We start from the raw sequence: 25283 nt of genomic DNA on the forward strand, positions 1-25283 counted from the left end.
CGTCCAGCCGTCTCAGAGCCCGACGAGGCTTCCGAGGGTCGTCCATCCGAGCACCGAGTCGATCGCCAACCCGCAGAACACCACGGCCAGGTAGTTGTTCGACTGCAGGAACAACCGCAGCGGCTTCACCGACTCACCCCGGCGCACCCCGGCGTAGAGCTGATGAGCCATCAGCAGGAACCACGCACCGGCGACCAGCGCGACAGCGGCGTAGATGACCCCGGTCGCGGGCACCAGTGCCAGCGTGGCGAGCACGGTGAGCCAGGTGTAGATGACGATCTGCTTGGTCACCACCTGTTCGGTCGCCACCACCGGCAGCATCGGCACACCGGCCGCGCGGTAGTCCTCCTTGTAGCGCATGGCCAGCGCCCAGGTGTGCGGCGGCGTCCAGAAGAAGATCACCGCGAACAGCACGATCGCGGGCCAGCCGATGGTCCCCGTGACCGCCGACCAGCCGACCAGGGCGGGCATGCAGCCCGCCGCACCGCCCCAGACCACGTTCTGCGAGGTCCGGCGCTTGAGGCCCTTGGTGTAGACGAAGACGTAGAACAGGATCGTCGCGACGACGAGCAGGCCGCTGAGCAGGTTGGCCTGCCACCACAGCCAGGCGAAGGACAGCGCGCCGAGCGCGACGCCGAAGATGAAGGCGTTGCGGGTGGGCACCGCGTCACGGGCCAGTGGGCGCCGGGCGGTCCGCTTCATCACCTTGTCGATGTCGGCGTCGGCGACACAGTTGAGGGTGTTGGCGCTGGCCGCGCCCATCCAGCCACCGAACAGGGTGACCAGGATGAGCCGGATGTCGACATTGCCGCGATCGGCCAAGAGCATCGTGGGGATGGTGGCGACGAGCAGCAGCTCGATGACGCGCGGCTTGGTGAGCGCGATGTAGGCCAGGGGCTTGCGCACGATGCGGGCGGTGAGCCCGTCTCCGGCGAGGCGGTCGGCGAGCGCTGTCGACGACGATCCGTGCGCACCGCTACTACCCGGCTGGTGACCGATCCGCACTGTTTCTCCTCGTACGCGCTTCGCATCCGGCATTGGAACGAGCAGCGCGCGGCTGCGGCGCGGCCACTACTACAGAGGATGGTAGACCCACGCCGGTCCCGCTCCACGCCAGGCCCCTGCCACGGTGGGGCCGGTCACTGTGCCCCACGCGGGCACCAGCCGAATTAGACTCAGTGCCAGGGTTCGCGCCAATCCGGTGTAGCGGCACCTCTAGGGTATTCCTGTACATCGGTACGCACCCCCCCGGCCGCGTGCGATCCGAACGACACCATCGCCGCTGCCATGTATCGCCGTCGACGAAACCTAGGTCAGGAGAACCACGGTCGTGTCAGTCACAGACGACATTCGCGCCCTCACTCAGCGGAACTACCCCAGCGACTGGACGGACCTGGACACCAAGGCCGTCGACACGGCCCGTGTACTCGCCGCGGACGCGGTGCAGAAGGCGGGCAACGGTCACCCGGGTACCGCGATGAGCCTCGCGCCGGTCGCCTACACCCTCTTCCAACGCACCATGCGCCACGATCCGACCCAGCCGAGCTGGGTCGGGCGCGATCGCTTCGTGCTGTCCTGCGGACATTCCAGCCTCACCCTCTACATCCAGCTCTATCTGGCCGGTTTCGGCCTGGAGCTCGCGGATCTCGAGCAGCTGCGCCAGTGGGATTCGCTGACCCCGGGTCATCCCGAGTTCCGCCACACCGACGGTGTCGAGATCACCACCGGCCCGCTGGGCCAGGGCCTGGCCTCCGCGGTCGGCATGGCGATGGCGGCGCGGCGTGAGCGCGGCCTGTTCGATCCGGATGCCCCCGCGGGCACCAGCCCGTTCGACCACTTCATCTACACCATCGCCTCCGATGGTGACCTGCAGGAGGGCGTCACCGCCGAGGCGTCCTCGATCGCGGGCACCCAGCAGCTGGGCAATCTCGTGGTGATCTACGACGACAACGAGATCTCCATCGAGGACGACACCGACATCGCCTTCACCGAGGACGTCGCCGCGCGCTACGAGGCCTACGGCTGGCACGTGCAGGTCGTCGAGGGTGGTGAGGACGTCGTCGCGATCGAGGCCGCACTCGAGGCCGCCAAGGCGGTGACCGACAAGCCGTCGATCATCATCCTGCGCACCATCATCGGCTTCCCGGCCCCGAACAAGATGAACACCGGCGGCGCGCACGGCGCGGCGCTGGGCCCCGACGAGGTCGCCGCGGTCAAGAAGGCGCTGGACTTCGACCCGGAGAAGTCCTTCGACGTCGACCCGGCCGTCATCGAGCACACCCGCAAGGCGCAGGTCCGCGGCACCGAGGCCAAGGCCCAGTGGCAGCAGGGCTTCGACGCCTGGGCCGCCGCGCACCCGTCGAACAAGGCGCTGTTCGATCGGCTGCAGACCCGCTCGCTGCCCGCCGGCTGGACCGAGGAGCTGCCGAGCTTCGAGCCCGACCCGAAGGGCATGGCCACCCGCAAGGCCTCCGGCAAGTTCCTCGCCTCGGTCGCCGACGTGCTGCCCGAGCTGTGGGGCGGTTCGGCCGACCTGGCCGAGTCCAACAACACCACGATGCCGAACCAGCCGAGCTTCGGCCCGGAGTCGATCTCCACCGGTGCCTGGAAGGCGCAGCCCTACGGCCGCACCCTGCACTTCGGCATCCGTGAGCACGCGATGGGCTCGATCCTCAACGGCATCGCGCTGCACGGACCGACCCGCCCGTACGGCGGCACCTTCCTGGTGTTCTCCGACTACATGCGCCCGGCCGTGCGCCTGGCCGCGCTGATGCGGGTGCCCGCCATCTACGTCTGGACCCACGACTCCATCGGTCTGGGCGAAGACGGCCCGACCCACCAGCCGATCGAGCACCTGGCCGCGCTGCGCGCGATCCCCGGCCTCAACGTGGTCCGCCCCGGCGACGCCAACGAGACCACCTACGCCTGGCGCACCATCCTCGAGCGCGACTCCGACGAGCACACCTCGCACTTCCCGACCTACGAGGCACCGCACCAGGACGGCCCGTCCGCGCTGGCGCTGACTCGCCAGGATGTGCCGACGCTCGAGGGCACCAGCTACGAGGGTGTCAAGAAGGGTGGCTACGTGTTGGCCGAGGCCTCCACCGGGACACCGCAGGTCATCCTGGTCGGCACCGGTTCGGAGCTGCAGCTGGCCGTCGCCGCGCGCACTACCCTGGAGGAACAGGGCATCCCGACCCGCGTGGTCTCGATGCCGTGTGTGGAGTGGTTCGACGCGCAGGAGCAGTCCTACCGCGACGAGGTGTTCCCGCCCGCGGTCCGCGCCCGCGTGGTCGTCGAAGCCGGTATCGCGATGCCGTGGTACCGGTTCGTCGGTGACGCCGGTGAGATCGTGTCGATCGAGCACTTCGGCGCGTCCGCGAACTTCAAGAAGCTCTACAGCGAGTTCGGTATCACCGCCGATGCCGTGGTCGCCGCCGCGCAGCGTTCGCTCGACAAGGTGAAGGGGTAAACCATGGCACAGAACGAGAATCTCGCCGCGCTCTCGGCCGCGGGGGTCTCGGTGTGGCTCGACGATCTGTCCCGCGACCGCATCAAGTCCGGCAATCTCGCCGACCTGATCGCGACCCGCGGTGTCGTCGGTGTCACCACGAACCCGTCGATCTTCCAGGCCGCGCTGAGCCAGGGCCACGACTACGACGCGCAGGTCAAGGAACTCGCCCAGCAGGGCGCCGACGCCGATGCCGCGATCCGCACCATCACCACCGACGACGTGCGCGCCGCCTGCGACGTGCTCGCCCCGGTGTTCGAGGCCAGCGGTGGCGTCGACGGCCGCGTGTCGATCGAGGTCGACCCGCGCCTGGCCTTCGACGCCGACAAGACCGTCGCGCAGGCGGTCGAGCTGTGGAAGATCGTCGACCGGCCGAACCTGTTCATCAAGATCCCCGCCACCGAAGCGGGCCTGCCCGCGATCACCGCGGTGATCGCGGAGGGCATCAGCGTGAACGTGACGCTGATCTTCTCGGTGCCGCGCTACCGCGCGGTGATGGGTGCCTACCTCGACGGCCTGCGCGCCGCCAAGGTCGCCGGGCACGACCTGGCCAAGATCCATTCCGTCGCTTCGTTCTTCGTCTCCCGGGTGGACACCGAGATCGACAAGCGCCTGGAAGCGATCGGCACCCCTGAGGCACTGGCGCTGCGCGGCAAGGCGGGCGTGGCCAACGCCCGGCTGGCCTACGCCGAGTACCAGGACGTGTTCGACGGTGGGGCGCACACCTCCACCTACAACCACCTGGCCTCCCAGGGCGGCAACCGGCAGCGGCCGCTGTGGGCGTCGACCGGGGTGAAGAACCCGGACTACCCCGACACCCTCTACGTCACCGAGCTGGTCGGCACGAACACGGTCAACACCCTGCCGGAGAAGACGCTGCAGGCCTTCGCCGATCACGGCGAGGTCCGCGGCGACACCCTCAGCGGGCTGGCCGTGGAAGCCGCCCAGGTCTTCGCCGACCTGGCGGCCGCCGGTATCGACCTGGCTGATGTGTTCGAGCTGCTCGAGCGCGAGGGCGTCGACAAGTTCGAGTCCTCCTGGGGCGAGCTGCTCGAGGCCACCACCGGCGAACTGCGCACCGCGGCGGCGGGGAGCAACTGACCCGATGGCAGGCACAGCATCGACGGATCAGGCGGGGCTGTGGCAGAACCCGCTGCGCGACGAACGTGACAAGCGGGTCCCCTTCATCGCGGGCCCGTGCAGCCTGGTGATCTTCGGTGTCACCGGAGATCTGTCCCGCAAGAAGCTGATGCCTGCCATCTACGACCTGGCGAACCAGGGGCTGTTGCCCCCTGGTTTCGCCCTGGTCGGTTTCGCCCGGCGCGACTACGCCGACGAGGATTTCGCCGCGGTCGTGCTCGACGCGGTGAAACAGCATGCCCGCACGTCCTTCCGCCAGGAGGTCTGGGACCATTTGGCGGAGGGCCTGCGGTTCGTCCAGGGCAGTTTCGACGACGACGCGGCGTTCGAAACGCTCGCGCGCACCCTGGCCGACCTCGACGCCGAACGCGGCACCGGCGGTAACCACGCCTTCTACCTGTCGATTCCGCCGAACATGTTCCCGGTGGTGCTCGACCAGCTCTCCGAACACCACCTCGCCAAGCCGACCGCGGCGAGGGCCGACGGGTACGTGCCGTGGCGGCGCGTGGTGATCGAGAAGCCCTTCGGGCACGATCTGGCCAGCGCCAAGGAGCTCAACGCCCTGGTCAACCGGGTGTTCCCGGAGGAGACCGTCTTCCGCATCGACCACTATCTCGGCAAGGAGACGGTGCAGAACATCCTGGCGCTGCGCTTCGCCAACGAGCTGTTCGAGCCGATCTGGAACGCCAACTACGTCGACAGCGTGCAGATCACCATGGCCGAGGACATCGGCTTGGGCGGACGCGCGGGGTACTACGACGGAATCGGCGCCGCGCGTGACGTCATCCAGAACCACCTGCTGCAACTGCTCGCGCTCACCGCGATGGAGGAGCCGACCTCCTTCGAGCCCGTGCAGCTGACCACCGAGAAGATCAAGGTCCTCTCGGCCACCAAACTCGTTGCGCCACTGGATGAAACGACCGCGCGCGGCCAGTACACCGAGGGGTGGCAGGGCAGTGAGCAGGTGGTCGGCCTGCACCAGGAGGAAGGTTTCGATCCGCAATCGCGCACCGAGACCTACGCCGCGATCACCGTGCACGTGGAGAACCGCCGCTGGGCCGGTGTCCCGTTCTACCTGCGCACCGGAAAGCGCTTGGGCCGCAGGGTGACCGAGATCGCGGTGGTGTTCAAACGCGCGCCGCACCTGCCCTTCGACCAGACCATGACCGAGGAACTCGGCCAGAACGCCCTGGTCATCCGGGTGCAGCCGGACGAGGGCATCACCTTGCGCTTCGGCTCCAAGGTGCCCGGCTCGGGGATGGAGGTGCGCGATGTGAACATGGACTTCAGCTACGGCGAGGCGTTCACCGAGTCCTCCCCTGAGGCCTACGAGCGGCTCATCCTGGACGTGCTGCTCGGCGTACCCTCGCTGTTCCCGGTGAACGCGGAGGTCGAATTGTCCTGGCGCATCCTCGATCCCGTGGTCGAGCACTGGGCCGCGCAGGGCAAACCCGAACCCTACGAGGCGGGCACCTGGGGCCCGGTCTCGGCCGAGGAGATGCTCGCGCGCAGCGGGCGGGAATGGCGGCGCCCGTGATCGTCGACATGCCCGACACCGACACCGTCGAGGTCGGCAAGCGGATGGTGCAGTTGCGCGAGACCAACGGCGTGATCACCCAGGGCCGGGTGCTCACCCTGGTGGTGTGCACGCTGGATTCCTCCGAGGCCGAGGACGCGATCGACGCCGCCAACGACGCCAGCCGCGAGCACCCCTGCCGGGTGATCGTGCTGGCCCGCGGCGATCGCGACGCCGAGACCCGCCTCGACGCCCAGATCCGCGTGGGTGGCGATGCAGGGGCCGCCGAGGTGATCGTGCTGCGCCTGCAGGGCCCGCTGGTGAACCACGAGTCCAGCGTCGTCACGCCGTTCCTGTTGCCCGACACCCCCGTGGTGGCGTGGTGGCCGCGCGGCGCACCGGATTTCCCCTCGCTGGATTCGGTGGGCAAGCTGGCCAAGCGCCGGATCACCGATGCCACCTTCGCGCCCGATCCGCAGGCCGCCATCAAGAAGCGCCGCTATTCCTATGCCGCCGGCGACACCGACCTGGCGTGGAGCCGGATCACCTACTGGCGCGCGCTGCTGGCCGCGGCGCTCGACGAGCCGCCGTTCGAACCGGTCCAGTCGGTGACCGTGTCGGGGCTGGCCAGCGAGCCCGCGCTCGATACCCTGGCCGGGTGGCTCGCCGCTCGGCTGCACTGCCCGGTCGTCCGCAAGACGGGCGAGCTGCGGGTGGAGATCCACCGTGCCACCGATTCGATCGCGATCGCACGACCGCAACTGGGAAGAACCGCAACACTGACCCGCACCGGTGACCCCGACCAGCGCATCGCGTTGGCGCGCCGGGAAACTCGCGACTGCCTCGCCGAGGAACTGCGCCGGCTCGACGCCGACGAGATCTACGCCGAGGCACTCGCCGGAATCGAGAAGGTGACCTATGAGTGACCACATCGACGTGCACGACGACCTGGGCGCCGAGTTCCCCGCGAACACGATCGAGGTCCACGACGACACCGACACCCTCGCCGACGCCGCCGCCGAACGGTTCGTCTCGGTGATCGTCGCCGCGCAGGCCGAGCGCGGCACCGCCTCGGTGTCGCTGACCGGCGGCAGCGATGGCATCCGGCTGCTCGAGCGCGTCCGGCGCGACCCGGGCGCCATCGACTGGTCGCGGCTCTACGTCTACTGGGGTGACGAACGTTTCGTCCCCGACGGTGATCCCGACCGCAATGAACTGCAGGCCAGGCAGGCGCTGCTCGATCACGTCCCGCTCGACCCGGCGCACGTGTTCCCGATCGCGCCCTCGGACGGCACCTACGGCTCCCCCGAGGAAGCCGCCGCCGCCTATGCGCAGACCATCCACACCGAACTCGACGCGCGCGGTGAATTCGACCTGACGGTCCTCGGCATGGGCCCCGAAGGCCACGTCAACTCCCTGTTCCCACACTCCCCCGCCATCCGGGAAACCGTGGACTACGTTGTGGCCGTCCACGATTGCCCCAAGCCACCACCGACCCGGGTCAGCCTCACCATGCCCGCGGTCCACCGCTCCCGCCACGTCATGCTCGTGGTCAGCGGCGTCGCCAAGGCCGCCGCCGTAGCCGCCGCCGTCAACGGCGCCGCCCCCGACGACGTCCCCTCCGCCGGCGCGGTAGGCATCGAATCCACCACCTGGGTCATCGATGAGGCCGCCGCCACCGACCTCCTCCTCGACGAGGATTAGCCGCCCCACAGCCACCGTGGCTCCCGTCTCCCTGGTTCGCCTGTCGCTGGGCTCCGCTATCGTCGGTGCCGTGCGACAGCGGGAAGGGACGTCCAGCAGCATGATCCAGACCGAGGCAGTGACCATTCCGGAACACGTGCACGGCTACCCGGAGGTGGCGTTCGGCGGCTATGTGGCCGGAATGCTGGCTCGCCGCTCCGGCGCCGAGACCGTCCGGGTCGATTTCCGCCGAGCGGTTCCGGTCGGCACCCCGGTCGCTCTGCCCGTCGAGGAACCCGGGCACGCGAGCCTGATCGGCGCGGACGACACCCTGCTGGTGCAAGCCGCACCGGCCACTCTGCGCATCACCGCACCGTCCACCCCGTCCTGGGCTGTGGCGAACATGGCCACCGAGTCCGCGCTGGCGAGCCCGAAACGCCAGGTCACCGACTGCTTCGGCTGCGGTGTGGACTGCGAGCCCGGCCACGGCCTCCGGCTGTTCTCCTGGGCGGTGCCCGACCACCGGATCATGGCCGCCGCGTGGACCCCGGATCCACGCCTCGCCGACGACACCGGCGAGCTGCCACCGGAGATCGTCTGGTCAGCCCTGGACTGCCCCGGTGGTCTCGCCGCCATGGTTTTCGACGGCCTGGCGCCCGGCGCGGTCACCGCGGCCCTCACCACCACCCGCTACCGACCCACCCCCGCCGACGCGGACTACATCGTCCACGCCTGGCCGATCCACCACAACGGCCGCAAACACACAGTGGGCGTGGCCCTTTCCACCCGAAACGGCGATCTCTGTGCCCTCGCCGAGGCCCTCTGGATAGCACCCCGGCAGAGCTGAGGGCGGCTTCTCTCGCCGTGACCTCCCCGTGCGCCCGCCCCTGCCGCTGGGGGTCTCCCCTCGGCACCGACCACCGCATCACGGAGTGGAGTGCCAGAGCGTAACTCGTTCGCTGTTCCAGGTGAGTTGCCTGGCCAACTCCATCAGCACGAAGTTCTCCAACACAGCTCCGGCTGCCCCACCGGGATCTGCCAGGCGGCTCGCACCCTGCCCCAGCAGATGGCCGAGAACTCCGGTGTCGACGAATGCGAGCTTGGGAGTGCCGGCAGCGCGGTACGCGGGTCCACCGAAGAATGCCGCGCGCCGACGGCCGCTGCGTGGCACCGCATCCGGGAACCCGCCGACGACTGCCCGGTCGATGTAGTCGCGGCGTTTCAGCGTGGAGTCACGTCCGAGGCGCGGACCGAGCTCGAACACGTTCGGCCGGACCTGCCACGCACGCTTGGCCGGCTGTTGATGCCGGAAGTGCGTGCCCCACTGTCCGGCCAGCTCGACCAGGCGCCACGTGGCGTCGTAGGCGTCGTCGACGGCCGCGGGCAGCGGATGTTCCGGGGCGAGCCGGTAGTCGACCGAGGCGACCACCGCCGGGCACTGTGCCGCCAGGTGGCTCAGCAGCCAGTCGTCCTGCTCGGGCGTACCGGTGAGGCAACCGCCGCCGTGGAAGGCGACGATCAGCGGCAGCGGCGCGTCGGCTCGATCCGGTTGACACACCCGCGCGTCGATCCGGCGACCTGGCAGTTCGAGGATGTGTGCGGCAGCCCGGCTACCCTCCTGCCGTTCTCGATGTCATGAGCGGGGGTTGAATCGGCAGAGGCTCGCCGACCGGTGGCACTAGCATCGGGGGCGGTGCATGCCGACGGATCGGACGTCGACTCGACTGCGGGCGAGGAGTGGGTGCGATGGGTGAGAGGGCGAGGGGTTCCCTCGATCTGGACGCGGCTTTTCGGGCCGCGCTGGCAGGGCTCGCCGCGCCGTCCGGGGCCGTCGATGCGATCGAACCCGCGATCGGGCTGGAGTTGTTCGAATCCCAGGTCACCAGTAGGCATCTCGATCTGGCGGCCCGGCGGTTGGGGGCGGCGCGGCAGGGGTTCTACAGCATCGGGTCGTCGGGGCACGAGGGCAATGCCGCGGTGGCGGCCGCGACGCGGGTCGACGATCCGGCGTTGCTGCATTATCGGTCGGGGGCGTTCTTCGTACAGCGGTGCAGGCAGATTCCCGGACTCGATCCGATCCGTGACGTGTTGCTCGGGGTGGTCGCCGCGGCGGCCGATCCCATTTCCGGGGGCAGGCACAAGGTCTTCGGGAGCGCGCGGGCCTCGATCATCCCGCAGACCTCGACCATCGCCTCGCATCTGCCGCGTGCGGTCGGCTTGGCCTTCGCACTGGATCGTGCTGCTCGCCAAGGGGTTTCGTGTCCATGGCCCGCAGATGCGGTGGTGGTGTGCAGTTTCGGCGACGCCTCGGCCAATCACTCCACCGCCACCGGCGCGATCAACGCCGCCCTGCATGCCGCCCATCAGGGCGTGCCGATGCCGATCGTGTTCGTCTGCGAGGACAACGGACTCGGCATCAGCGTGCCCACCCCGCCGGACTGGATCGAACGTGCCTACGGCCCGCGTCCTGGACTCACCTATCTCGCCGCGGACGGCTGCGACCTGCCCGCTGCCCTGGGCGCCGCCGACGACGCGGTCCAGCTGGCCCGTTCCTGGCGGGTGCCGGTCTTTCTGCACCTGCGCACGGTCCGCCTCGGCGGACACGCGGGCTCCGATGTCGAGGCGGCCTATCGCGGGCCGGCCGAGACCGCGGCCGATCTCGCCCGGGATCCGCTGGTCGGCACGGCCCGCTGTCTGATCGCGGCGGGCGCCGCCGACGCTGCCGAACTGCTTGCCCGCTATGAGCGGGTCGGTGCGCAGGTACGCGAGGCCAGCGACAAGGTGGTGCGTGAGGCGCGGTTGGACTCCGCGGCGGCGGTCGTCGCTCCCCTCGCCCCAGCACACCCCGACGCCGTCCGCGCCGATGTCGTTCGTGCCGATGTGGTTCGCGTCGAGCCGTCGGCTGTCGAAAGCCGTCGATCGCCCGGCATGCCCGCGCGATCGGGGCACGAAGCTCGCGTCGAGGCGCACCGTTTCAGCGCGCCACCTTCGGCGAGTGCGGCCGAGCCGAATGCCTGGTCCGCGGCTTCGCCCCCCTCCGCGCCCGCATCCGGGAACTTGCTACGTCCGATGACACTCGCGCAGGCGATCAACCACACCCTGGGCGAGCTTCTGGCCCGCGATCACGATGTACTGGTGTTCGGGGAGGACGTCGGGCGCAAGGGCGGGGTGTACGGGGTCACCAAGGGGCTCAGGAAGCGATTCGGCACGCGACGGGTGTTCGACACGCTGCTCGACGAGCAGTCCGTCCTCGGGACCGCGCTCGGCACGGCACTGGCCGGATTCGTGCCGATTCCGGAGATCCAGTATCTGGCCTATGTGCACAATGCCGCCGATCAGATCCGCGGCGAGGCGGCGACGTTGTCGTTCTTCTCGAACGGGCAGTACCGCAATCCGATGGTGGTGCGGATCGCCGGACTCGCGTATCAGAAGGGTTTTGGCGGGCACTTCCACAACGACGATTCCCTTGCGGCCCTGCGGGATATCCCAGGCGTCGTGGTGGCCGTGCCCGCCCGTGCCGACGACGCGGCCGCATTGCTGCGGACCTGCGTGTCCGCGGCCAGGGTCGATGGGCGCGTGTGCGTGTTCGTCGAGCCGATCGCGCTGTACCACACCAGGGATCTGCATCCGGGCGACGAATCCTGGCTCGCCGCCCCTACCGATGCGCATGCGCCGATCGGCAGCGCCCGCGTATACGGCGACGGCGCCGACCTCACCATCGTCACCTTCGGCAACGGCGTCCCCATGAGCCTGCGCGCCGCCGATCACCTTGCCGCCCAAGGTGTTCACGCAAGAGTGCTCGACCTGCGCTGGCTCGATCCGCTGCCGGTCGCCGATCTGCTCACCCATGCCGAGGCCACCGGCCGGGTCCTCATCGCCGATGAGACCCGCCGCAGCGGTGGCGTTTCCGAGTCGGTCTACGCAGCGCTGATCGACAAGGGCTATCGGGGCGCGCTGGCCCGCGTCACCAGCGCGGACAGTTTCGTCCCGCTCGGCCCCGCAGCCGACACCATCCTGCTCGGCGAGGCCGATATCGAAGCCGCCGCGACAGCACTGATCACCGGCTGAGCTCCGAGGGCGGGGCGGCCAGAAACCGGGTTTCGTGGCGTCCAGCTCACCTGAGAAGTGAGGATGCGCGGGGTGGTCCGGCCCGAAACGCGGCGGATACGGTCCGGCTGCCTGGCAGCCGGGCTCATCTGGTGGGTGTTGGTCAGCCCATCAGTTCGCCGCCGATGCTGGAGGACATGGGCCGATCGCGCCTGGTGTCGAGGTAGGTGCGCTCGGGAGGTCAGCCGAACTTGATCTCCAGGCCGATGCCGAGGATGGCGATCACCCAGACGATGCCGACGAAGATGGTGAGCCGGGTGAGGTTCTTCTCGACCACGGTCGAGCCGGACAGGCTCGACTGGACGCCGCCACCGAACAGGCTGGACAAGCCTCCACCCTTGGCGCGATGCAACAGCACCAGCAGCACCAGCAGCAAGCTGGTGACGACGAGGAGGATATCGAGGAACAGCGACATGGCGTTCATCCTAGGTGGTGGACGGACTGCCGGTCTAACCAGGCTCGACCGCGACCAGGTGGGCCACGGTCTGCGGCCCCGCGGCGAAGTCGGCGACGGTCTGCTCGATCTCCTGGTCGCGCGCGGTGAGCCGGACCTGATGCTGGTGCATGTGCTCGGCCCAGGACCGCACCACGAACGCCTCGACGAACCGGTCGATGGTGCCGACATCGCGGTAGAGCCGCCATTCCATCGCCCCGGTCCGCTGCCGTGAGCGCCCGACCAGTGCCATCGCGGTGGTGAACTCCGCCACGCGTTCGGGTGGCACGTCGTAGCCGCGCATCACCAGCACCGGTCCGTCCTCGGGCTCGGGTTCGACGACGAGCTGCGGTTCCGGCCAGAACGCCGCCGGGGAGAGGTCGATGTCCTCGACGTTGTGCCTGATCGGCCACCACAGCGTGCTGACCGCGCAGCAGGCCAGCAGCGCGGCGGCGATCAGCAGCGCCGTCACCGCGCCGTAGGCGCCGGCGACCAGACCCCACAGCAGCGAGCCGATGGCCTGCCCGCCCATGAAGACCAGCATGTACACCGACAGCCCGCGGGCCCGCACCCAGGCTGGCAGCAGCAGCTGCATGGTCGAGTTCAGTGTCGACATGGCCAGCAGCCAGGCCAGGCCCGCGCCGACGAGCAGCACCACCACCACCGGCACACTCGGCACCAGTGCCGTGGCCACCGCGCCGAGGCCGAACAGGGTCGCGGCCAGCGCGAGCCGCTGGGTCGGGGTGAACAGCACGCGCAACCGCGACAACCCCAGGGCGCCACAGACGGCGCCGAGCCCCAGCGCGCCCAGCAGCAGGCCGTAGCCGTCGGAGGACAGCCCGAGCCGGGAGTGCGCGATCACCGGCAGCAGCGACCACACCGCGCTGGCCGGGGCGATGAACAGGATCGCCCGGAACAGCACCCGCCGGATCGCGGGCGCGGCGCGAATGAAGCGGGTACCGGCTTGCAGGGCGGCGAGCGGCCGTTCGCTGGGCAGCGTGCGTTCCTTGGTGGGCCACTTCGAGACCAGCAGCACCGCGACGATCCCGATGAACGAGAGCGTGTTGAACCCGAACACCACGGTCGGTCCGGCCACCGAGACGATCACGCCCGCGATCGCGGGTCCGACCGCCCGCCCGATATTGATGCTCATGCTGCCCAGCGCCGCCGCCGAGGTGATCTGGTCGCGCGGCACCAGTTCCGGCTGGATCGCCTGCCAGGCGGGGGCGGTGAGCGCCTGCCCGCAGCCGAGCAGGAACAGCAGCGCCAGCAGCACCGCCGGAGTGGTGTGGCCGGTCGCGGTGAACACGGTCAGCGTCAGCGCGGCCAGCGCCATCCCCGCCTGCGCGCCGATCAGCAGGCGGCGCCGGTCGACGAGGTCGGCCAGGACCCCCGACGGAATCGACAGCAACATCACCGGCAGGGCGAGCGCGGTCTGGACGAAGGCCACCAACGCGGCCGCGTTGGGTTCCTCGACCAGGATCCACTGGGCGCCGACGGTCTGCATCCACGTGCCCAGGTTCGACACCAGCTGGGCGATCCAGAGCGCCCGGTACACCGGAGAACGCAAGGGTGCCCAGGTCGACATCCGCTCGGCGGGCACGCTGCTCACCCGCCGAGCATATCCCTGGCGACCGCCCCCGCTCGCCACGCGAGCGCGATGTCCGATCGGCTGTTAACGCCGGCGGGCGCGCGAACGATCTTGCCCAGTTGCTCCATTCACTCGGGGGGAGCACACGTTTCATCGGAGGGAACCGCACATGTCTCAGCCCGGCCAGCCGCACCATGCCCAGTGGCAGCCCCAACCCGGCGGTTATCCGCAGCCGGGTGGCTACCCACCGCCGCCGCAGAAGAAGGTGTGGCCCTGGGTCCTCGGCGCCGTCCTGCTCGTGCTGTTCCTGATCGTCGGCGGGTGCGTCGCGTTCATCGGCGTCGTCGCGAACGAGATCGACAAGGAGTCCCAGCGCGAGGTGACGGTGACCTACGAAGCGGGCGGCACCGGTACCGCGTCGATCACCTACGCGGGCAAGGGCCTCGACCTCGGCCAGGAATCCGACGTAGCGCTGCCCTGGTCGAAGGACGTCGAGCTCGACGGCCTGGTCAAGTTCGTCTCGCTGAACGTGCGCGCGGACAGCGCGGGTGGCGAGGTGACGTGCACGATCACCGCGAACGGGAAGATCATCGCGCAGGACAAGGCCAGTGGCCCGATGGCGCTCGCCAGCTGCTCGGGTGACGCGGGAATCACCGGATAGATCCGTATCATCGGCTACATGTCGGCAATCCCACTGCGTCTAGCTGTCCTTCTCGTGCTGACCGCCCTGGCGGCCACGGCCTGCGGCTCGTCCGATGACGAACCCACCGACGACTCCGCCACCCCGATGGGACACACCTACATCTCCACCGAGGTCGTCGGTGACCAGATCCCCGGCGGCGGCCCGATGACGCTCGGCTTCGCCGACGGCCGGATCTCGGCCGACTCGGGCTGCAACGGCGCCAGTGGCGCGGTCGACCTCACCGGCAACGTCCTGAGCGTGTCCGGTCTGGCGGGCACCCTGATGGCCTGTCCCGGTGACCGAGGAGGCGCCGACGCCTGGCAGAACTCCTTCCTGGAATCCGGTCCCACCTGGCGTCTGGACGGCGACCGGCTGACGCTGACCGGGGAGACCGTCACCGTGCACCTCACCGACAAGAAGATCGTCACCCCCGATCGACCGCTGCTCGGCACCACCTGGATCGTCACCACGCTGCTCACCCCGGACGCGCAGATCCGCTCCACCGTGCTCGACGAGGTGAGTCCGAACCTGACCATCGGCGAGGACGGCACCGTCAGCGGCATGGCAGGCTGCAACCGGATCACCGGCACCGCGGGTGTCGGGCCCGGCGACGCGGTGAACTTCGCCGTCGCGACCACCAGGATGATGTGCGCACCCGACGTGATGGAGGTCGAGCAGAACGTGCTCGCCGCCCTGGACGGCCGCACCACCGCAACGGTCGACGCCGACACTCTCACCCTGCGCAACGACAACGGACACGGCTTGGTTCTGCGCGCTCAGTAGAGCGAAAGGCGAAGGGCCGGAAACCGTCTCACGGTTTCCGGCCCTTCGCTTGCGTTATCCGATCAGGGCAGTGGTCCACCGGCGGCGATCGCCGAGAGGGTGGCGAACTCGTCGCCCTTGAGCGACGCGCCGCCGACCAGCGCACCGTCGACGTCGGTCTGGCCGACCAGCTCGCCGACGTTCTTGGCGTTGACCGAACCGCCGTAGAGCACGCGCACGCCCGCGGCGACCTCCGGGGAGGCCAGCTCGGCCAGCTCGGCCCGGATCGCGCCGCACACTTCCTGCGCGTCGGCCGCCGAGGCGACCTTACCGGTGCCGATCGCCCAGACCGGCTCGTAGGCGATGACGACCTTCGAGATCTCCTCGGCCGACAGGCCCTTCAGCGAACCGCGCAGTTGCTCGAGGTTGTACTCCACGTGCGTGCCCGCCTCGCGAACGCCGAGACCCTCGCCGATGCACACGATCGGGGTGATCTCGTACTTCAGCGCCTGCTTGGCCTTGGCCAGCACGGTCGCGTCGTCCTCGTTGTGGTACTGCCGACGCTCCGAGTGCCCGACCACCACGTAGGTGCAGCCCAGCTTGGCCAGCATGGGCGCGCTGATCTCGCCGGTGTAGGCGCCGGAGTCGTGTGCCGAGACGTCCTGCGCACCGTAGGTGAGCAGTAGCTTGTCGCCTTCGACGAGCGACTGCACACTGCGGATGTCGGTGAACGGGGGGATGACCGCCACGTCGACCTTCGCGAAGTACTTCTCCGGCAGCGCGAACGCCACCTTCTGCACCAGCGCGATGGCCTCGAGGTGGTTGAGGTTCATCTTCCAGTTGCCCGCGATGAGCGGCTTGCGTGCTGCCATCGCTCAGCCCTCCAGCACCGAAATACCGGGCAGCTCTTTGCCTTCCAGGTATTCCAGGGAAGCGCCACCGCCGGTGGAGATGTGCGAGAAGCCGTCGTCTGGCAGGCCGAGGGTGCGCACGGCCGCGGCCGAGTCACCACCGCCGACCACGGTGAACGCGCCCTTGCCGGTAGCGGTCACGATGGCCTCGGCGACGCCACGGGTGCCCGCGGCGAACTTCTCGAACTCGAACACGCCCATCGGGCCGTTCCAGAACACCGTCTTGGCCTCGGTCAGCAGCGCGGCGAACCGCGACACCGACTCGGGGCCGATGTCCAAGCCCATCCAGCCGTCGGGGATCTCGGTCGAGGCGACCGTCTTCGCCTCGGCGTCGGCGGCGAACTTGTCGGCCGCGACGATGTCGACCGGCAGGTGCAGCACGTCGCCGTAGCGCTCGAGCAGATCCTTGCAGGTGTCGATCATCTCTTCCTGCAGCAGCGAGGTGCCCACCGAAACGCCCTGTGCGGCAAGGAAGGTGAAACACATGCCGCCGCCGATCACGAGGGTGTCGACCTTGGGGGCCAACGCCTCGATGACGGCCAGCTTGTCGGAGACCTTCGAGCCGCCGAGCACCACCGCGTACGGGCGGGCCGGGTCCTTGGTGAGCTTCTGCAGCACCTCGACCTCGGCGGCGACCAGCGTGCCCGCGTAGTGCGGCAGCACCTGGGCGACGTCGTAGACCGAGGCCTGCTTGCGGTGGACCACACCGAAGCCGTCGGAGACGAACGCACCGTCGTCGCCGACCAGTTCGACGTAGGCCGCGGCCAGCTCGGCCCGCTCGGCGTCGTCCTTGCTGGTCTCGCGCGCGTCGAAACGCACGTTCTCGAGCAGCAGTACGTCACCGTCGGTGAGGCCCTCCGAACGCGAGAGCGCGTCGTAGCCGACCACGTCGCCGGCGAGCTGGACGTTGCGGCCCAGCAGCTCGGCCAGCTTCGCCGCCACGGGGGCGAGCGAGAACTTCGAGTCCGGCTCGCCCTTGGGGCGACCGAGGTGCGCCATCACAACGACCTTCGCGCCGGCCTCGACCAGCGCGGACAGGGTCGGCACCGAGGCGATGATGCGGCCCGGATCGGTGATCTGGCCGTTGTCGTCGAGGGGGACGTTCAGGTCGGAGCGCACGAGCACGCCCCGACCTTCGACCCCCTCGGCCAGGAGATCCTGGAGTGTCTTGACCGTCATCGTGTCTACAGCGACTTGCCGACGAGACCGATGAGGTCGGCCAGGCGGTTGGAGTAGCCCCACTCGTTGTCGTACCAGGACACGATCTTGACCTCGTTGCCGATGACCTTGGTCAGCGGCGCGTCGTAGATCGAGGAGTGCGGGTCGGTGACGATGTCGCTGGAGACGATCGGGTCCTCGTTGTACTTGAGGATGCCCTTCATCGGGCCGTCGGCGGCGGCCTTGAGCGCGGCGTTGATCTCCTCGACGGTGGCCGCCTTCTTCAGGGTGGCGGTCAGGTCGGTGACCGAGCCCGTCGGGACCGGCACGCGCAGGGCGTAGCCGTCGAGCTTGCCCTGCAGCTCGGGCAGGACCAGGCCGATGGCCTTGGCCGCGCCGGTGCCGGTGGGCACGATGTTGAGGGCCGCGGCGCGAGCGCGACGCAGGTCCTTGTGGGGCGCGTCCTGCAGGTTCTGGTCCTGGGTGTACGCGTGGATGGTGGTCATCAGACCCTGCTCGATGCCGAAGGCGTCGTTGAGCACCTTGGCGATGGGGCCCAGGCAGTTCGTGGTGCACGAGGCGTTGGAGATGATGTTCTGGCTGCCGTCGTACTTGTCATCGTTGACGCCCATCACGATGGTGATGTCCTCGCCGGAGGCCGGCGCGGAGATGATGACCTTCTTGGCGCCCGCGGCGAGGTGACCCTTGGCCTTGGCGGCATCGGTGAAGATGCCGGTGGACTCCACGACGACGTCGACACCCAGGTCGCCCCACGGCAGCGCCGACGGGCCCTCCTTGATGGCGAGCGCCTTGATCCGCTGCTCGCCGACCACGATGGTGTCACCGTCGACCGAGACCTCCTGCGGCAGCCGACCCAGGATGGAGTCGTACTTCAGCAGCGTGGCGAGGGTGTTGATGTCGGTGAGGTCGTTGACCGCGACGATCTCGATATCGGTCTTGCCGACAGCTTTCAGCGCCTCCACCGCACGGAAGAAGTTACGTCCGATACGACCGAAGCCGTTGATACCTACCCGGACAGTCACGTTATCGCTCCTCAGCTTTCAAGCGGATTCATTCCGACCGTCACCACAGTAGTAGCCGTGCCAACCCCACCGACACCCCACCTGCGGTTTGTGAGTTCCCGGCACTCCACCACCCGGAATGCACAAAATGACAAGGGGCAGAGCGATCACACATGACCGCTCTGCCCCTTATGTCGATTCACCGCACGGCCGTCAGGCGTCGTCGAGCAGTTCGGCCGTCACCGCGGACTCGGTATCCGGAATGCCGAGGTCCTTGGCCCGCCGATCGGCCATCGACAGCAGTCGCCGAATCCGGCCCGCCACCGCGTCTTTGGTCATCGGCGGGTCGGCCAGCTGGCCGAGTTCCTCGAGCGAGGCCTGCCGGTGCTGCACCCGCAGCCGGCCCGCCGCGGCGAGATGGTCGGGGACGTCGTCGGCGAGGATCTCCAGCGCCCGCTCCACCCTGGCCGCCGCGGCGACCGCGGCGCGGGCCGAGCGACGCAGGTTGGCGTCGTCGAAATTGGCCAGTCGGTTGGCGGTGGCGCGCACCTCGCGGCGCATCCGCCGTTCCTCCCAGGTGAGCCTGGTGTCCTGGGCGCCCATCCGGGTGAGCAGCGCGCCGATCGCCTCGCCGTCCCGGACGACGACCCGATCGGTGCCTCGCACCTCGCGCGCCTTGGCCGTGATGCCGAGCCGCCGGGCCGCGCCCACCAGCGCCAGCGCCGCCTCGGGACCGGGGCAGCTCACCTCGAGCGCCGAGGACCGCCCCGGCTCGGTGAGCGAACCGTGCGCGAGAAACGCGCCGCGCCAAGCCGCTTCGGCGTCACCGATGCTGCCGCCGACCACCTGGGCGGGCAAGCCGCGCACCGGGCGTCCGCGCACATCGAGCAAACCGGTCTGGCGAGCCAGCGCCTCGCCTTCCTTCGACACCCGCACCACATACCGCGAGGTCTTGCGCAATCCACCCGCACCGAGCACGTGCACGTCGGAGCCGTAACCGTAGAGCTCGAAGATCTCCCGGCGCAGTCGCCGGGCGATGGAGCCCATGTCGACCTCGGCCTCGACGATCACCCTGCCGCCGACGATGTGCAGGCCACCCGCGAACCGCAGCAGGGCCGACAGCTCCGCCTTCCGCGAGCTGACCTGCGACACCACCAGCCTGCTCAGTTCGTCCTTCACCTCGGCTGTCATCGCCACGAGACGCGCTCCTTTCCCACCGACCCGGAACGCACATCTGAGACCGTGCGTCGTCCCTCGACTCGAAGCCCTGCCAGTTGCGACCGCGGCGACCGGATCAGCTGATCCAGTGCGGCGGCCAGTTTTCCGGGATGATGCCGATCCGTCCCCGGCTCGGCAACATCGCAGAACGTTACCCGTGCGCGCAACTGTTCGGCGGCTCTTGCCACATGTTCCCGTTGCCGCCCCTCGGGCACCGACGCCGAGTCGACGAGCACCTCGTCGACCGCGAAATCCGGTGCGTGCTGGGACAATACATGCAGATGACGTTCCGCGGAGAACCCGGCCGTCTCCCCCGGCTCCGCGGCCAGGTTCAAGACGAGCACCTTGCGCGCCGCGGTACGCACCAGCGCCTCGCGCAGTCCCGGCACCAGGACATGCGGGATGACGCTGGTGAACCACGAACCAGGGCCCAACACAACTACATCCGCGTGTTCGATGGCCGAGACCGCCTCGGGACTGGCAGGCGGATCGGACGGAATCAGCCGCACTCGCCGGACCTTACCCGGCGTGGTCGCCACCGCAACCTGGCCGCGCACGCACCGGCCGATCCGCGGATCCGACTCCAGGCCCGACACTTCGGCCTCGATGTCGAGCGGGATCGGCGACATCGGCAGCACCCGGCCGGTGATCCGCAGCAGTCGGCCCACCTCGTCGAGCGCGGCCACCGGGTCACCGAGCACATCGGTCAGCCCGGCCAGGATCAGATTGCCCACCGAGTGCCCGGCCAGCGCGCCGGTACCGCCGAAGCGGTGCTGCACCGCCGTCGTCCACACGCCGTCGGCGTCCTCGGACAGCGCGGCCAGCGCCATCCGGAGATCGCCCGGCGGGAGCATGCCCAGTTCGCCGCGCAGCCGGCCGGAGGATCCGCCGTCGTCGGCGACGGTGACCACCGCGGTGATCCGCTGGGTCACCCGGCGGACCGCGCTCAGCGTGGCGTAGAGCCCGTGGCCGCCGCCGAGCGCGACGACGGCCGGGTCGGCGGGGCCTTCTGGGGGCCCACTCATTCGCGCCCCAGATCCCGGTGCACGACGCGGACGACGTCAACCGCCGCGTGCCCGGTGTCGCCGCCGATGCGTTCACCGAGCGCCTCGGCGATCGCAACGCTGCGATGTTTACCGCCGGTGCACCCCACTGCCACCGTCATGTATCGCTTCCCCTCTTGCCGGTATCCGGTCGTGGTCAGGTCGACCAGGTGCTTGCCGGTCTGCAGATAGTCCTGCGCACCCTGCCTCGACAACACGTAGTCGCTGACCACCGATTCCTGTCCCGTGTGTTCCCGCAATTCCGGAATCCAATGCGGATTGGGCAGAAATCGCACGTCCAACACCATGTCGGCGTCAAGGGGAACACCGTACTTGAAGCCGAACGACTGCACGGTCAGTTGCAGCGCCGCTGGCGCGCCAGCACCGTAGGCCTCTTCCAGTTTGCGGTGCAACTGGTGGATCGACAGCTCGGTGGTGTCGATGACCAGATCGGCCGCGGCCTTCACCGCCCCGAGCCGGACCCGCTCGGCGGTCAGGCCGGCGGAGAGGGTGCCGTCGGGGCTGTCGCTCTGCAGTGGATGCCTGCGCCGGGCGAAGCCGAACCGCCGGATCAGCACATCGTCGGAGGCCTCGAGGAACAGCACGCGCGTTCGGATGCCCGCCGACCGCAACTGCTCGGTGACGCCGGACAGGTCACCGGTGAAGAACCGGCTCCGCACGTCCATCACCAGCGCGAGGCGCCGGATCGGCGGTTGCGCCGCGGCGCCGAGTTCGATCATCCGCCCGATCAGCTCGGGTGGCAGATTATCGGTGACGTACCAGCCGAGGTCCTCCAGTACGCGCGCGGCGGTGCCACGGCCCGCACCGGACAGGCCGGTGACGATCACCACTTCTACTGGTTGCTGTGTGTCGGTGACCGACCCGGACTCACCGGGTGCCACCCCCGCATTGTTGTTCGATTCGACGCGTGTCATGTCCTACCGGATCCGTTTCTGGGTGCCTTTCGATCATCCCGCACCGGTTCGGGTATCGGGCGCAGACACACAACGTACGGCACTCGCAATGTTGCGTCCTGCGATCCCGGCCCCACTCCCCCCGTTACGCACTGTTCAGCGCTGCCAGCACGGCTTTCGCCGTGGAGACCCCGATGCCCGGCACGGAGGTGATCTCGTCGACCGTGGCCTCCTTGATCCGGGCGACCGAGCCGAAGTGGGTGACCAGCGCGGTTCGCCTCGCCTCACCGAGTCCGCGCACCGAGTCCAGTGCCGATGCCGTCATCCGGCGCGATCGCTTGGAGCGGTGGAAGGTGATGGCGAATCGGTGCGCCTCGTCACGCACGCGTTGCAGCAGATACAGCGCCTCGCTGTTGCGCGGCATGATCACCGGGTCGGGTTCGCCGGGAACCCACACCTCTTCCAGTCGCTTGGCCAGGCCGATCACCGCGACATCGGTGATGCCGAGTTCGTCGAGCACCTCCGCGGCGGCGGCGACCTGCGGCGCGCCACCGTCGACGACGTAGAGATTCGGCGGATAGGCGAAGCGGCGCGGGCGGCCGGTGGTCGGGTCGATGCCGGGGCGTGAAGCGGGCTCGTCGACCTCGTCGGGTTCGATGTCGACGACCTGCTCGCGGTCGCGGGCCAGCCGGGCGAAGCGGCGGCGCGTCACCTCGGCGATGCTGCCGACGTCGTCGGAGCGGCCCTCGCCGGCGGCCTCCTTGATCGTGTAGTGGCGGTAGTCGGATTTGCGGGCGAGACCGTCTTCGAACACCACCAGCGAGGCGACCACGTCGGTGCCCTGCACATGGCTGATGTCGACGCACTCGATCCGCAGTGGCGCACTGTCGAGTTCCAGTGCGTCCTGAATATCTTGCAGCGCTTGCGATCTCGAGGTCAGATCACCGGCTCTTTTGAGTTTGTGCTGAGCGAGTGACTCCATCGCGTTGCGCTGCACCGTCTCCGCGAGAGCCTTCTTGTCACCACGCTGGGGCACCCGCAGCGAGACCGCGGAGCCGCGCAGTCTGCTCAGCCACTCCTGGATCTCGACGGCGTCACCGGGCAGTTCGGGGACGAGCACCTCACGCGGGACGATCACCACGTCACCATCGGCGTTCTGCTCGGCCAGCGCGGCCTGCTCGCCGTAGAACTGCGTGAGGAACTGTTCGACGAGGGCGGCGAGCGCGGTGCCGGACTCGGCGACATCGAGCGCGTCGCCCGACTTGTCGACGACCCAGCCCCGCTGACCGCGCACCCGGCCGTCGCGCACGTGGAAGATCTGCACGGCGGCCTCCAGCTCGTCGGTGGCGAAGGCGATCACGTCGGCGTCGGTGCCGCTGCCGAGCACCACCGCCTGCTTCTCCAGCGCGCGCCGCAGGGCCTGCACGTCGTCGCGCAGGCGGGCGGCGGTCTCGAAGTCGAGGTCCTCGGCGGCCTCGTGCATGCGCCGTTCCAGGGCTCGCACCATCTTGTCGGTCTTGCCGGAGAGGAAGTCGCAGAAGTCCTCGACGATCTGGCGGTGCTCGCCCGCGGTGACTCTGCCCACGCACGGGGCCGAGCACTTGTCGATGTAACCGAGCAGGCAGGGGCGCCCGATCTGGTTGTGCCGCTTGAAGACTCCGTTGGAGCAGGTGCGGGCGGGGAAGACCCGCAGCAGCAGGTCGAGGGTCTCGCGAATGGCCCAGGCGTGGGCGTAGGGGCCGAAGTAGCGCACGCCTTTCTTGCGGGCGCCGCGGTAGACGAACAGACGCGGGTACTGCTCGTTCAGCGTCACCGCGAGCACCGGGTAGGTCTTGTCGTCGCGGTAGCGCACATTGAACCGAGGATCGAATTCCTTGATCCAGTTGTATTCGAGCTGCAGTGCCTCGACCTCGGTGGAGACCACCGTCCACTCGACCCCGGCCGCGGTGGTCACCATCTGTCTGGTGCGCGGATGCAGGGAGTACACATCGGCGAAGTAGGAGTTCAACCGGCTGCGCAGGCTCTTGGCCTTGCCGACGTAGACGACCCGGCCGTGGGAGTCCCGGAATTTGTACACCCCGGGTTCGACGGGAATGGTGCCCGGCGCGGGCCGGTAGGTCGCGGGATCTGCCACTCGTCCAGCCTAGCGAGCACCCCCGACAGGCTCGCGTGAGCCGAGCCGGGAGGCCGATCCGTCCGCCTGTACCGTGAGTATCCGGATTCCGTGCCGAAAGGATGTCCGATGACCAGCGCCTCCACCCGCCCGCCGCACCCGGATCACGACGACGACGTGACCCCGCCCTGGGTCCCACCCGGCACCGTGCGCGGCGCCCGGATCATCGCCGTGGGCGCGGCCGCCGTCGGCGTCGTCATCCTCGGGATGGCCATCGCGTTGAGTCAGCCCTATTCGGTCGGTCTCCTGGTGGCGGGCTACGTGCCCACCTTCGCGCTGGTTCCGCTGGTGCTGCTGTTCTCCCGTCGCGGCGAGCGGTTGCGGCTGGCCACGATCACCGTCGCGCTGGTGGGCGCCGTCGTGTCGTCCACCGGCCTGTTCACCAAGTTGCCGCCGGGCCTGGTCGGCGTCGTGGCCCACGGCACGATCGCGGCGCTGCTGCTGCGCCCCTCCGCGAAACGCTGGTTCGCCGAAGCACGCTGAGCGGAGCCGGTCACCTCGGCCCGACCCGAGACCGCGGGAGCCGCGATCCCGGGATTCCTGCCCTTCCTCCTTCTGGCGACCCTCGCCTTCGGGTTCACCAAGTGGTTCACCCGGCCGCGCTGACCGAGCGCGGCCGAGGCCGGATCTCCGAGACCCGGACAGCGGCTCAGTGCGACGTCGAGATTCCGTGGGCGGCCAGTGCCTCGACGAGCGCGCGCGGGCGCTGGGCGGTCGGCAGCGGCTCGACGAGGGCGAATCGGGCGCCCAGCGCGGTCGCGCCGCCGTCGGCCTCGGCGCTGTCGCCCACCATGAGTACGCGCTCGGGGTCCGCGCCGAGGCGGTCGATGGTGTCCCGGAAGATCCGGGCATCGGGTTTGATCGCGCCGACCTCGTAGGACAGCGTCATCGCGCCGATCAGGCCGTCCCAGCCGTGGCCGGCGAAGGCGGGACGGATGTCGAAGGCGATGTTGCTCACCACGCCGATCGGAATGCCCTGGGCGGCCAGGGCGTTCAGCACCGTTCCGGTATCGGGATACGGGGTCCAGGCCAACGGGTCGATCAGGCGGTCGTAGAGCCGCGCGGCCTGTGTGTCGGGGACGCCGGAGCCGCGCAGCACCGCGAGATAGGCGTGCCGGTGCAGCGCCGGGTCGAGATCACGGTTGTCCCAGGCGTGCTGGCCCGCGGCGTCGAAGGTCATGAACTGTTCGACCGGTGCCGTCATCCGGCGCAGCACTTCGGCTTTGGCGGCCACGTCGAACGGCGTGCCGTCGTCGCCGACGAGTTCGTCGGCCCAGGCCCGGTCGTCCTCGAGCCGGAAGACCGTGCCGGAGAAGTCGAACAACACCGCGTCGATACCCGTTTCGCCGATACCCATTTCGCCAGAGTAACGACTCCGCGCGGGGCGGCTCGACCGAATCCGGATCGGCAACCGAAGTG

22 protein-coding genes are annotated in these 25283 nt (G+C 69.2%); 10 read left to right on the forward strand and 12 right to left on the reverse strand.

Annotation, left to right across the window (positions count from 1 at the left end; translation table 11 throughout):
• Window positions 1–12: 12 nt before the first annotated feature.
• Complete coding sequence (locus tag BOX37_RS19230; RefSeq protein WP_071928872.1) at window positions 13–1005, reverse strand: heme o synthase; 993 nt, start codon at window positions 1003–1005, stop codon at window positions 13–15.
• A gap of 325 nt (window positions 1006–1330) precedes the next feature.
• On the opposite strand from BOX37_RS19230, the gene tkt reads away from it, so the two are divergent.
• The 6 genes from tkt to BOX37_RS19260 all read left to right on the forward strand — a co-directional run bounded on the left by tkt (window position 1331) and on the right by BOX37_RS19260 (window position 8697).
• Window positions 1331–3472: a transketolase gene (gene tkt, locus BOX37_RS19235; protein ID WP_071928873.1), complete on the forward strand. Its 2142-nt coding sequence runs from the start codon at window positions 1331–1333 to the stop codon at window positions 3470–3472.
• A gap of 3 nt (window positions 3473–3475) precedes the next feature.
• Window positions 3476–4612 (forward strand): transaldolase, encoded by a 1137-nt coding sequence (gene tal / locus BOX37_RS19240; protein WP_071928874.1) that lies wholly within the window; start codon window positions 3476–3478, stop codon window positions 4610–4612.
• A gap of 4 nt (window positions 4613–4616) precedes the next feature.
• Window positions 4617–6188, forward strand: coding sequence for a glucose-6-phosphate dehydrogenase (gene zwf / locus BOX37_RS19245; RefSeq protein ID WP_071928875.1), 1572 nt, complete (start codon window positions 4617–4619; stop codon window positions 6186–6188).
• Window positions 6185–7093 (forward strand): glucose-6-phosphate dehydrogenase assembly protein OpcA, encoded by a 909-nt coding sequence (gene opcA, locus BOX37_RS19250; RefSeq protein ID WP_206045906.1) that lies wholly within the window; start codon window positions 6185–6187, stop codon window positions 7091–7093. Before zwf ends, opcA begins: the two co-directional genes overlap by 4 nt.
• Window positions 7086–7871, forward strand: a complete 786-nt coding sequence (gene pgl, locus BOX37_RS19255) for a 6-phosphogluconolactonase (protein WP_084759849.1) — start codon at window positions 7086–7088, stop codon at window positions 7869–7871. Before opcA ends, pgl begins: the two co-directional genes overlap by 8 nt.
• Window positions 7872–7941: 70 nt before the next feature.
• Window positions 7942–8697, forward strand: coding sequence for a PaaI family thioesterase (locus BOX37_RS19260; RefSeq protein ID WP_240504941.1), 756 nt, complete (start codon window positions 7942–7944; stop codon window positions 8695–8697).
• 78 nt (window positions 8698–8775) lie between these two features.
• Here the strand turns inward: BOX37_RS19260 and BOX37_RS35405 are convergent, their stop codons facing one another.
• Window positions 8776–9408: an alpha/beta hydrolase fold domain-containing protein gene (locus tag BOX37_RS35405; protein ID WP_071928878.1), complete on the reverse strand. Its 633-nt coding sequence runs from the start codon at window positions 9406–9408 to the stop codon at window positions 8776–8778.
• 188 nt (window positions 9409–9596) lie between these two features.
• On the opposite strand from BOX37_RS35405, the gene BOX37_RS19270 reads away from it, so the two are divergent.
• Window positions 9597–11918 carry a thiamine pyrophosphate-dependent enzyme gene (locus tag BOX37_RS19270; RefSeq protein ID WP_071928879.1) on the forward strand — a complete coding sequence of 774 codons (2322 nt, stop codon included), beginning with the start codon at window positions 9597–9599 and terminating at the stop codon, window positions 11916–11918.
• Between the two features lie 220 nt (window positions 11919–12138).
• Here BOX37_RS19270 and secG read toward each other — a convergent pair whose 3' ends face one another.
• Together secG and BOX37_RS19280 are read right to left on the reverse strand one after the other, a co-directional pair.
• Complete coding sequence (gene secG, locus BOX37_RS19275; RefSeq protein ID WP_071931662.1) at window positions 12139–12372, reverse strand: preprotein translocase subunit SecG; 234 nt, start codon at window positions 12370–12372, stop codon at window positions 12139–12141.
• A gap of 34 nt (window positions 12373–12406) precedes the next feature.
• Window positions 12407–13978 (reverse strand): MFS transporter, encoded by a 1572-nt coding sequence (locus BOX37_RS19280; protein WP_071931663.1) that lies wholly within the window; start codon window positions 13976–13978, stop codon window positions 12407–12409.
• Window positions 13979–14150: 172 nt separating this feature from the next.
• On the opposite strand from BOX37_RS19280, the gene BOX37_RS19285 reads away from it, so the two are divergent.
• Complete coding sequence (locus tag BOX37_RS19285) at window positions 14151–14642, forward strand: MmpS family transport accessory protein (RefSeq protein WP_071928880.1); 492 nt, start codon at window positions 14151–14153, stop codon at window positions 14640–14642.
• Between the two features lie 18 nt (window positions 14643–14660).
• Window positions 14661–15446 (forward strand): META domain-containing protein, encoded by a 786-nt coding sequence (locus BOX37_RS19290; protein ID WP_071928881.1) that lies wholly within the window; start codon window positions 14661–14663, stop codon window positions 15444–15446.
• Between the two features lie 62 nt (window positions 15447–15508).
• Here the strand turns inward: BOX37_RS19290 and tpiA are convergent, their stop codons facing one another.
• From tpiA to uvrC, 7 genes are all read right to left on the reverse strand, one after another.
• Window positions 15509–16297 (reverse strand): triose-phosphate isomerase, encoded by a 789-nt coding sequence (gene tpiA, locus BOX37_RS19295; RefSeq protein WP_071928882.1) that lies wholly within the window; start codon window positions 16295–16297, stop codon window positions 15509–15511.
• A gap of 3 nt (window positions 16298–16300) precedes the next feature.
• Window positions 16301–17515, reverse strand: coding sequence for a phosphoglycerate kinase (locus BOX37_RS19300; RefSeq protein ID WP_071928883.1), 1215 nt, complete (start codon window positions 17513–17515; stop codon window positions 16301–16303).
• 5 nt (window positions 17516–17520) lie between these two features.
• Window positions 17521–18537, reverse strand: a complete 1017-nt coding sequence (gene gap, locus BOX37_RS19305) for a type I glyceraldehyde-3-phosphate dehydrogenase (RefSeq protein WP_071928884.1) — start codon at window positions 18535–18537, stop codon at window positions 17521–17523.
• Between the two features lie 192 nt (window positions 18538–18729).
• Window positions 18730–19713 (reverse strand): DNA-binding protein WhiA, encoded by a 984-nt coding sequence (gene whiA / locus BOX37_RS19310; protein WP_071928885.1) that lies wholly within the window; start codon window positions 19711–19713, stop codon window positions 18730–18732.
• Window positions 19704–20759 carry a gluconeogenesis factor YvcK family protein gene (locus tag BOX37_RS19315; RefSeq protein ID WP_071928886.1) on the reverse strand — a complete coding sequence of 352 codons (1056 nt, stop codon included), beginning with the start codon at window positions 20757–20759 and terminating at the stop codon, window positions 19704–19706. Before BOX37_RS19315 ends, whiA begins: the two co-directional genes overlap by 10 nt.
• A complete protein-coding gene (gene rapZ, locus BOX37_RS19320; RefSeq protein WP_071928887.1) occupies window positions 20756–21712 on the reverse strand; it encodes an RNase adapter RapZ in 957 nt (318 codons plus the stop codon). Before rapZ ends, BOX37_RS19315 begins: the two co-directional genes overlap by 4 nt.
• 124 nt (window positions 21713–21836) lie before the next feature.
• Entirely contained in the window at window positions 21837–23825 is a 1989-nt protein-coding gene (gene uvrC / locus BOX37_RS19325; protein WP_071928888.1) for an excinuclease ABC subunit UvrC, read from the reverse strand.
• Between the two features lie 108 nt (window positions 23826–23933).
• Here uvrC and BOX37_RS19330 point away from each other — a divergent pair, with 108 nt between their 5' ends.
• Window positions 23934–24347 (forward strand): hypothetical protein, encoded by a 414-nt coding sequence (locus tag BOX37_RS19330; RefSeq protein ID WP_071928889.1) that lies wholly within the window; start codon window positions 23934–23936, stop codon window positions 24345–24347.
• Between the two features lie 166 nt (window positions 24348–24513).
• Here the strand turns inward: BOX37_RS19330 and BOX37_RS19335 are convergent, their stop codons facing one another.
• Window positions 24514–25221, reverse strand: a complete 708-nt coding sequence (locus tag BOX37_RS19335; protein ID WP_071928890.1) for an HAD family hydrolase — start codon at window positions 25219–25221, stop codon at window positions 24514–24516.
• Window positions 25222–25283: the final 62 nt, after the last annotated feature.

This window comes from Nocardia mangyaensis, assembly GCF_001886715.1.
Taxonomy (GTDB): domain Bacteria; phylum Actinomycetota; class Actinomycetes; order Mycobacteriales; family Mycobacteriaceae; genus Nocardia; species Nocardia mangyaensis.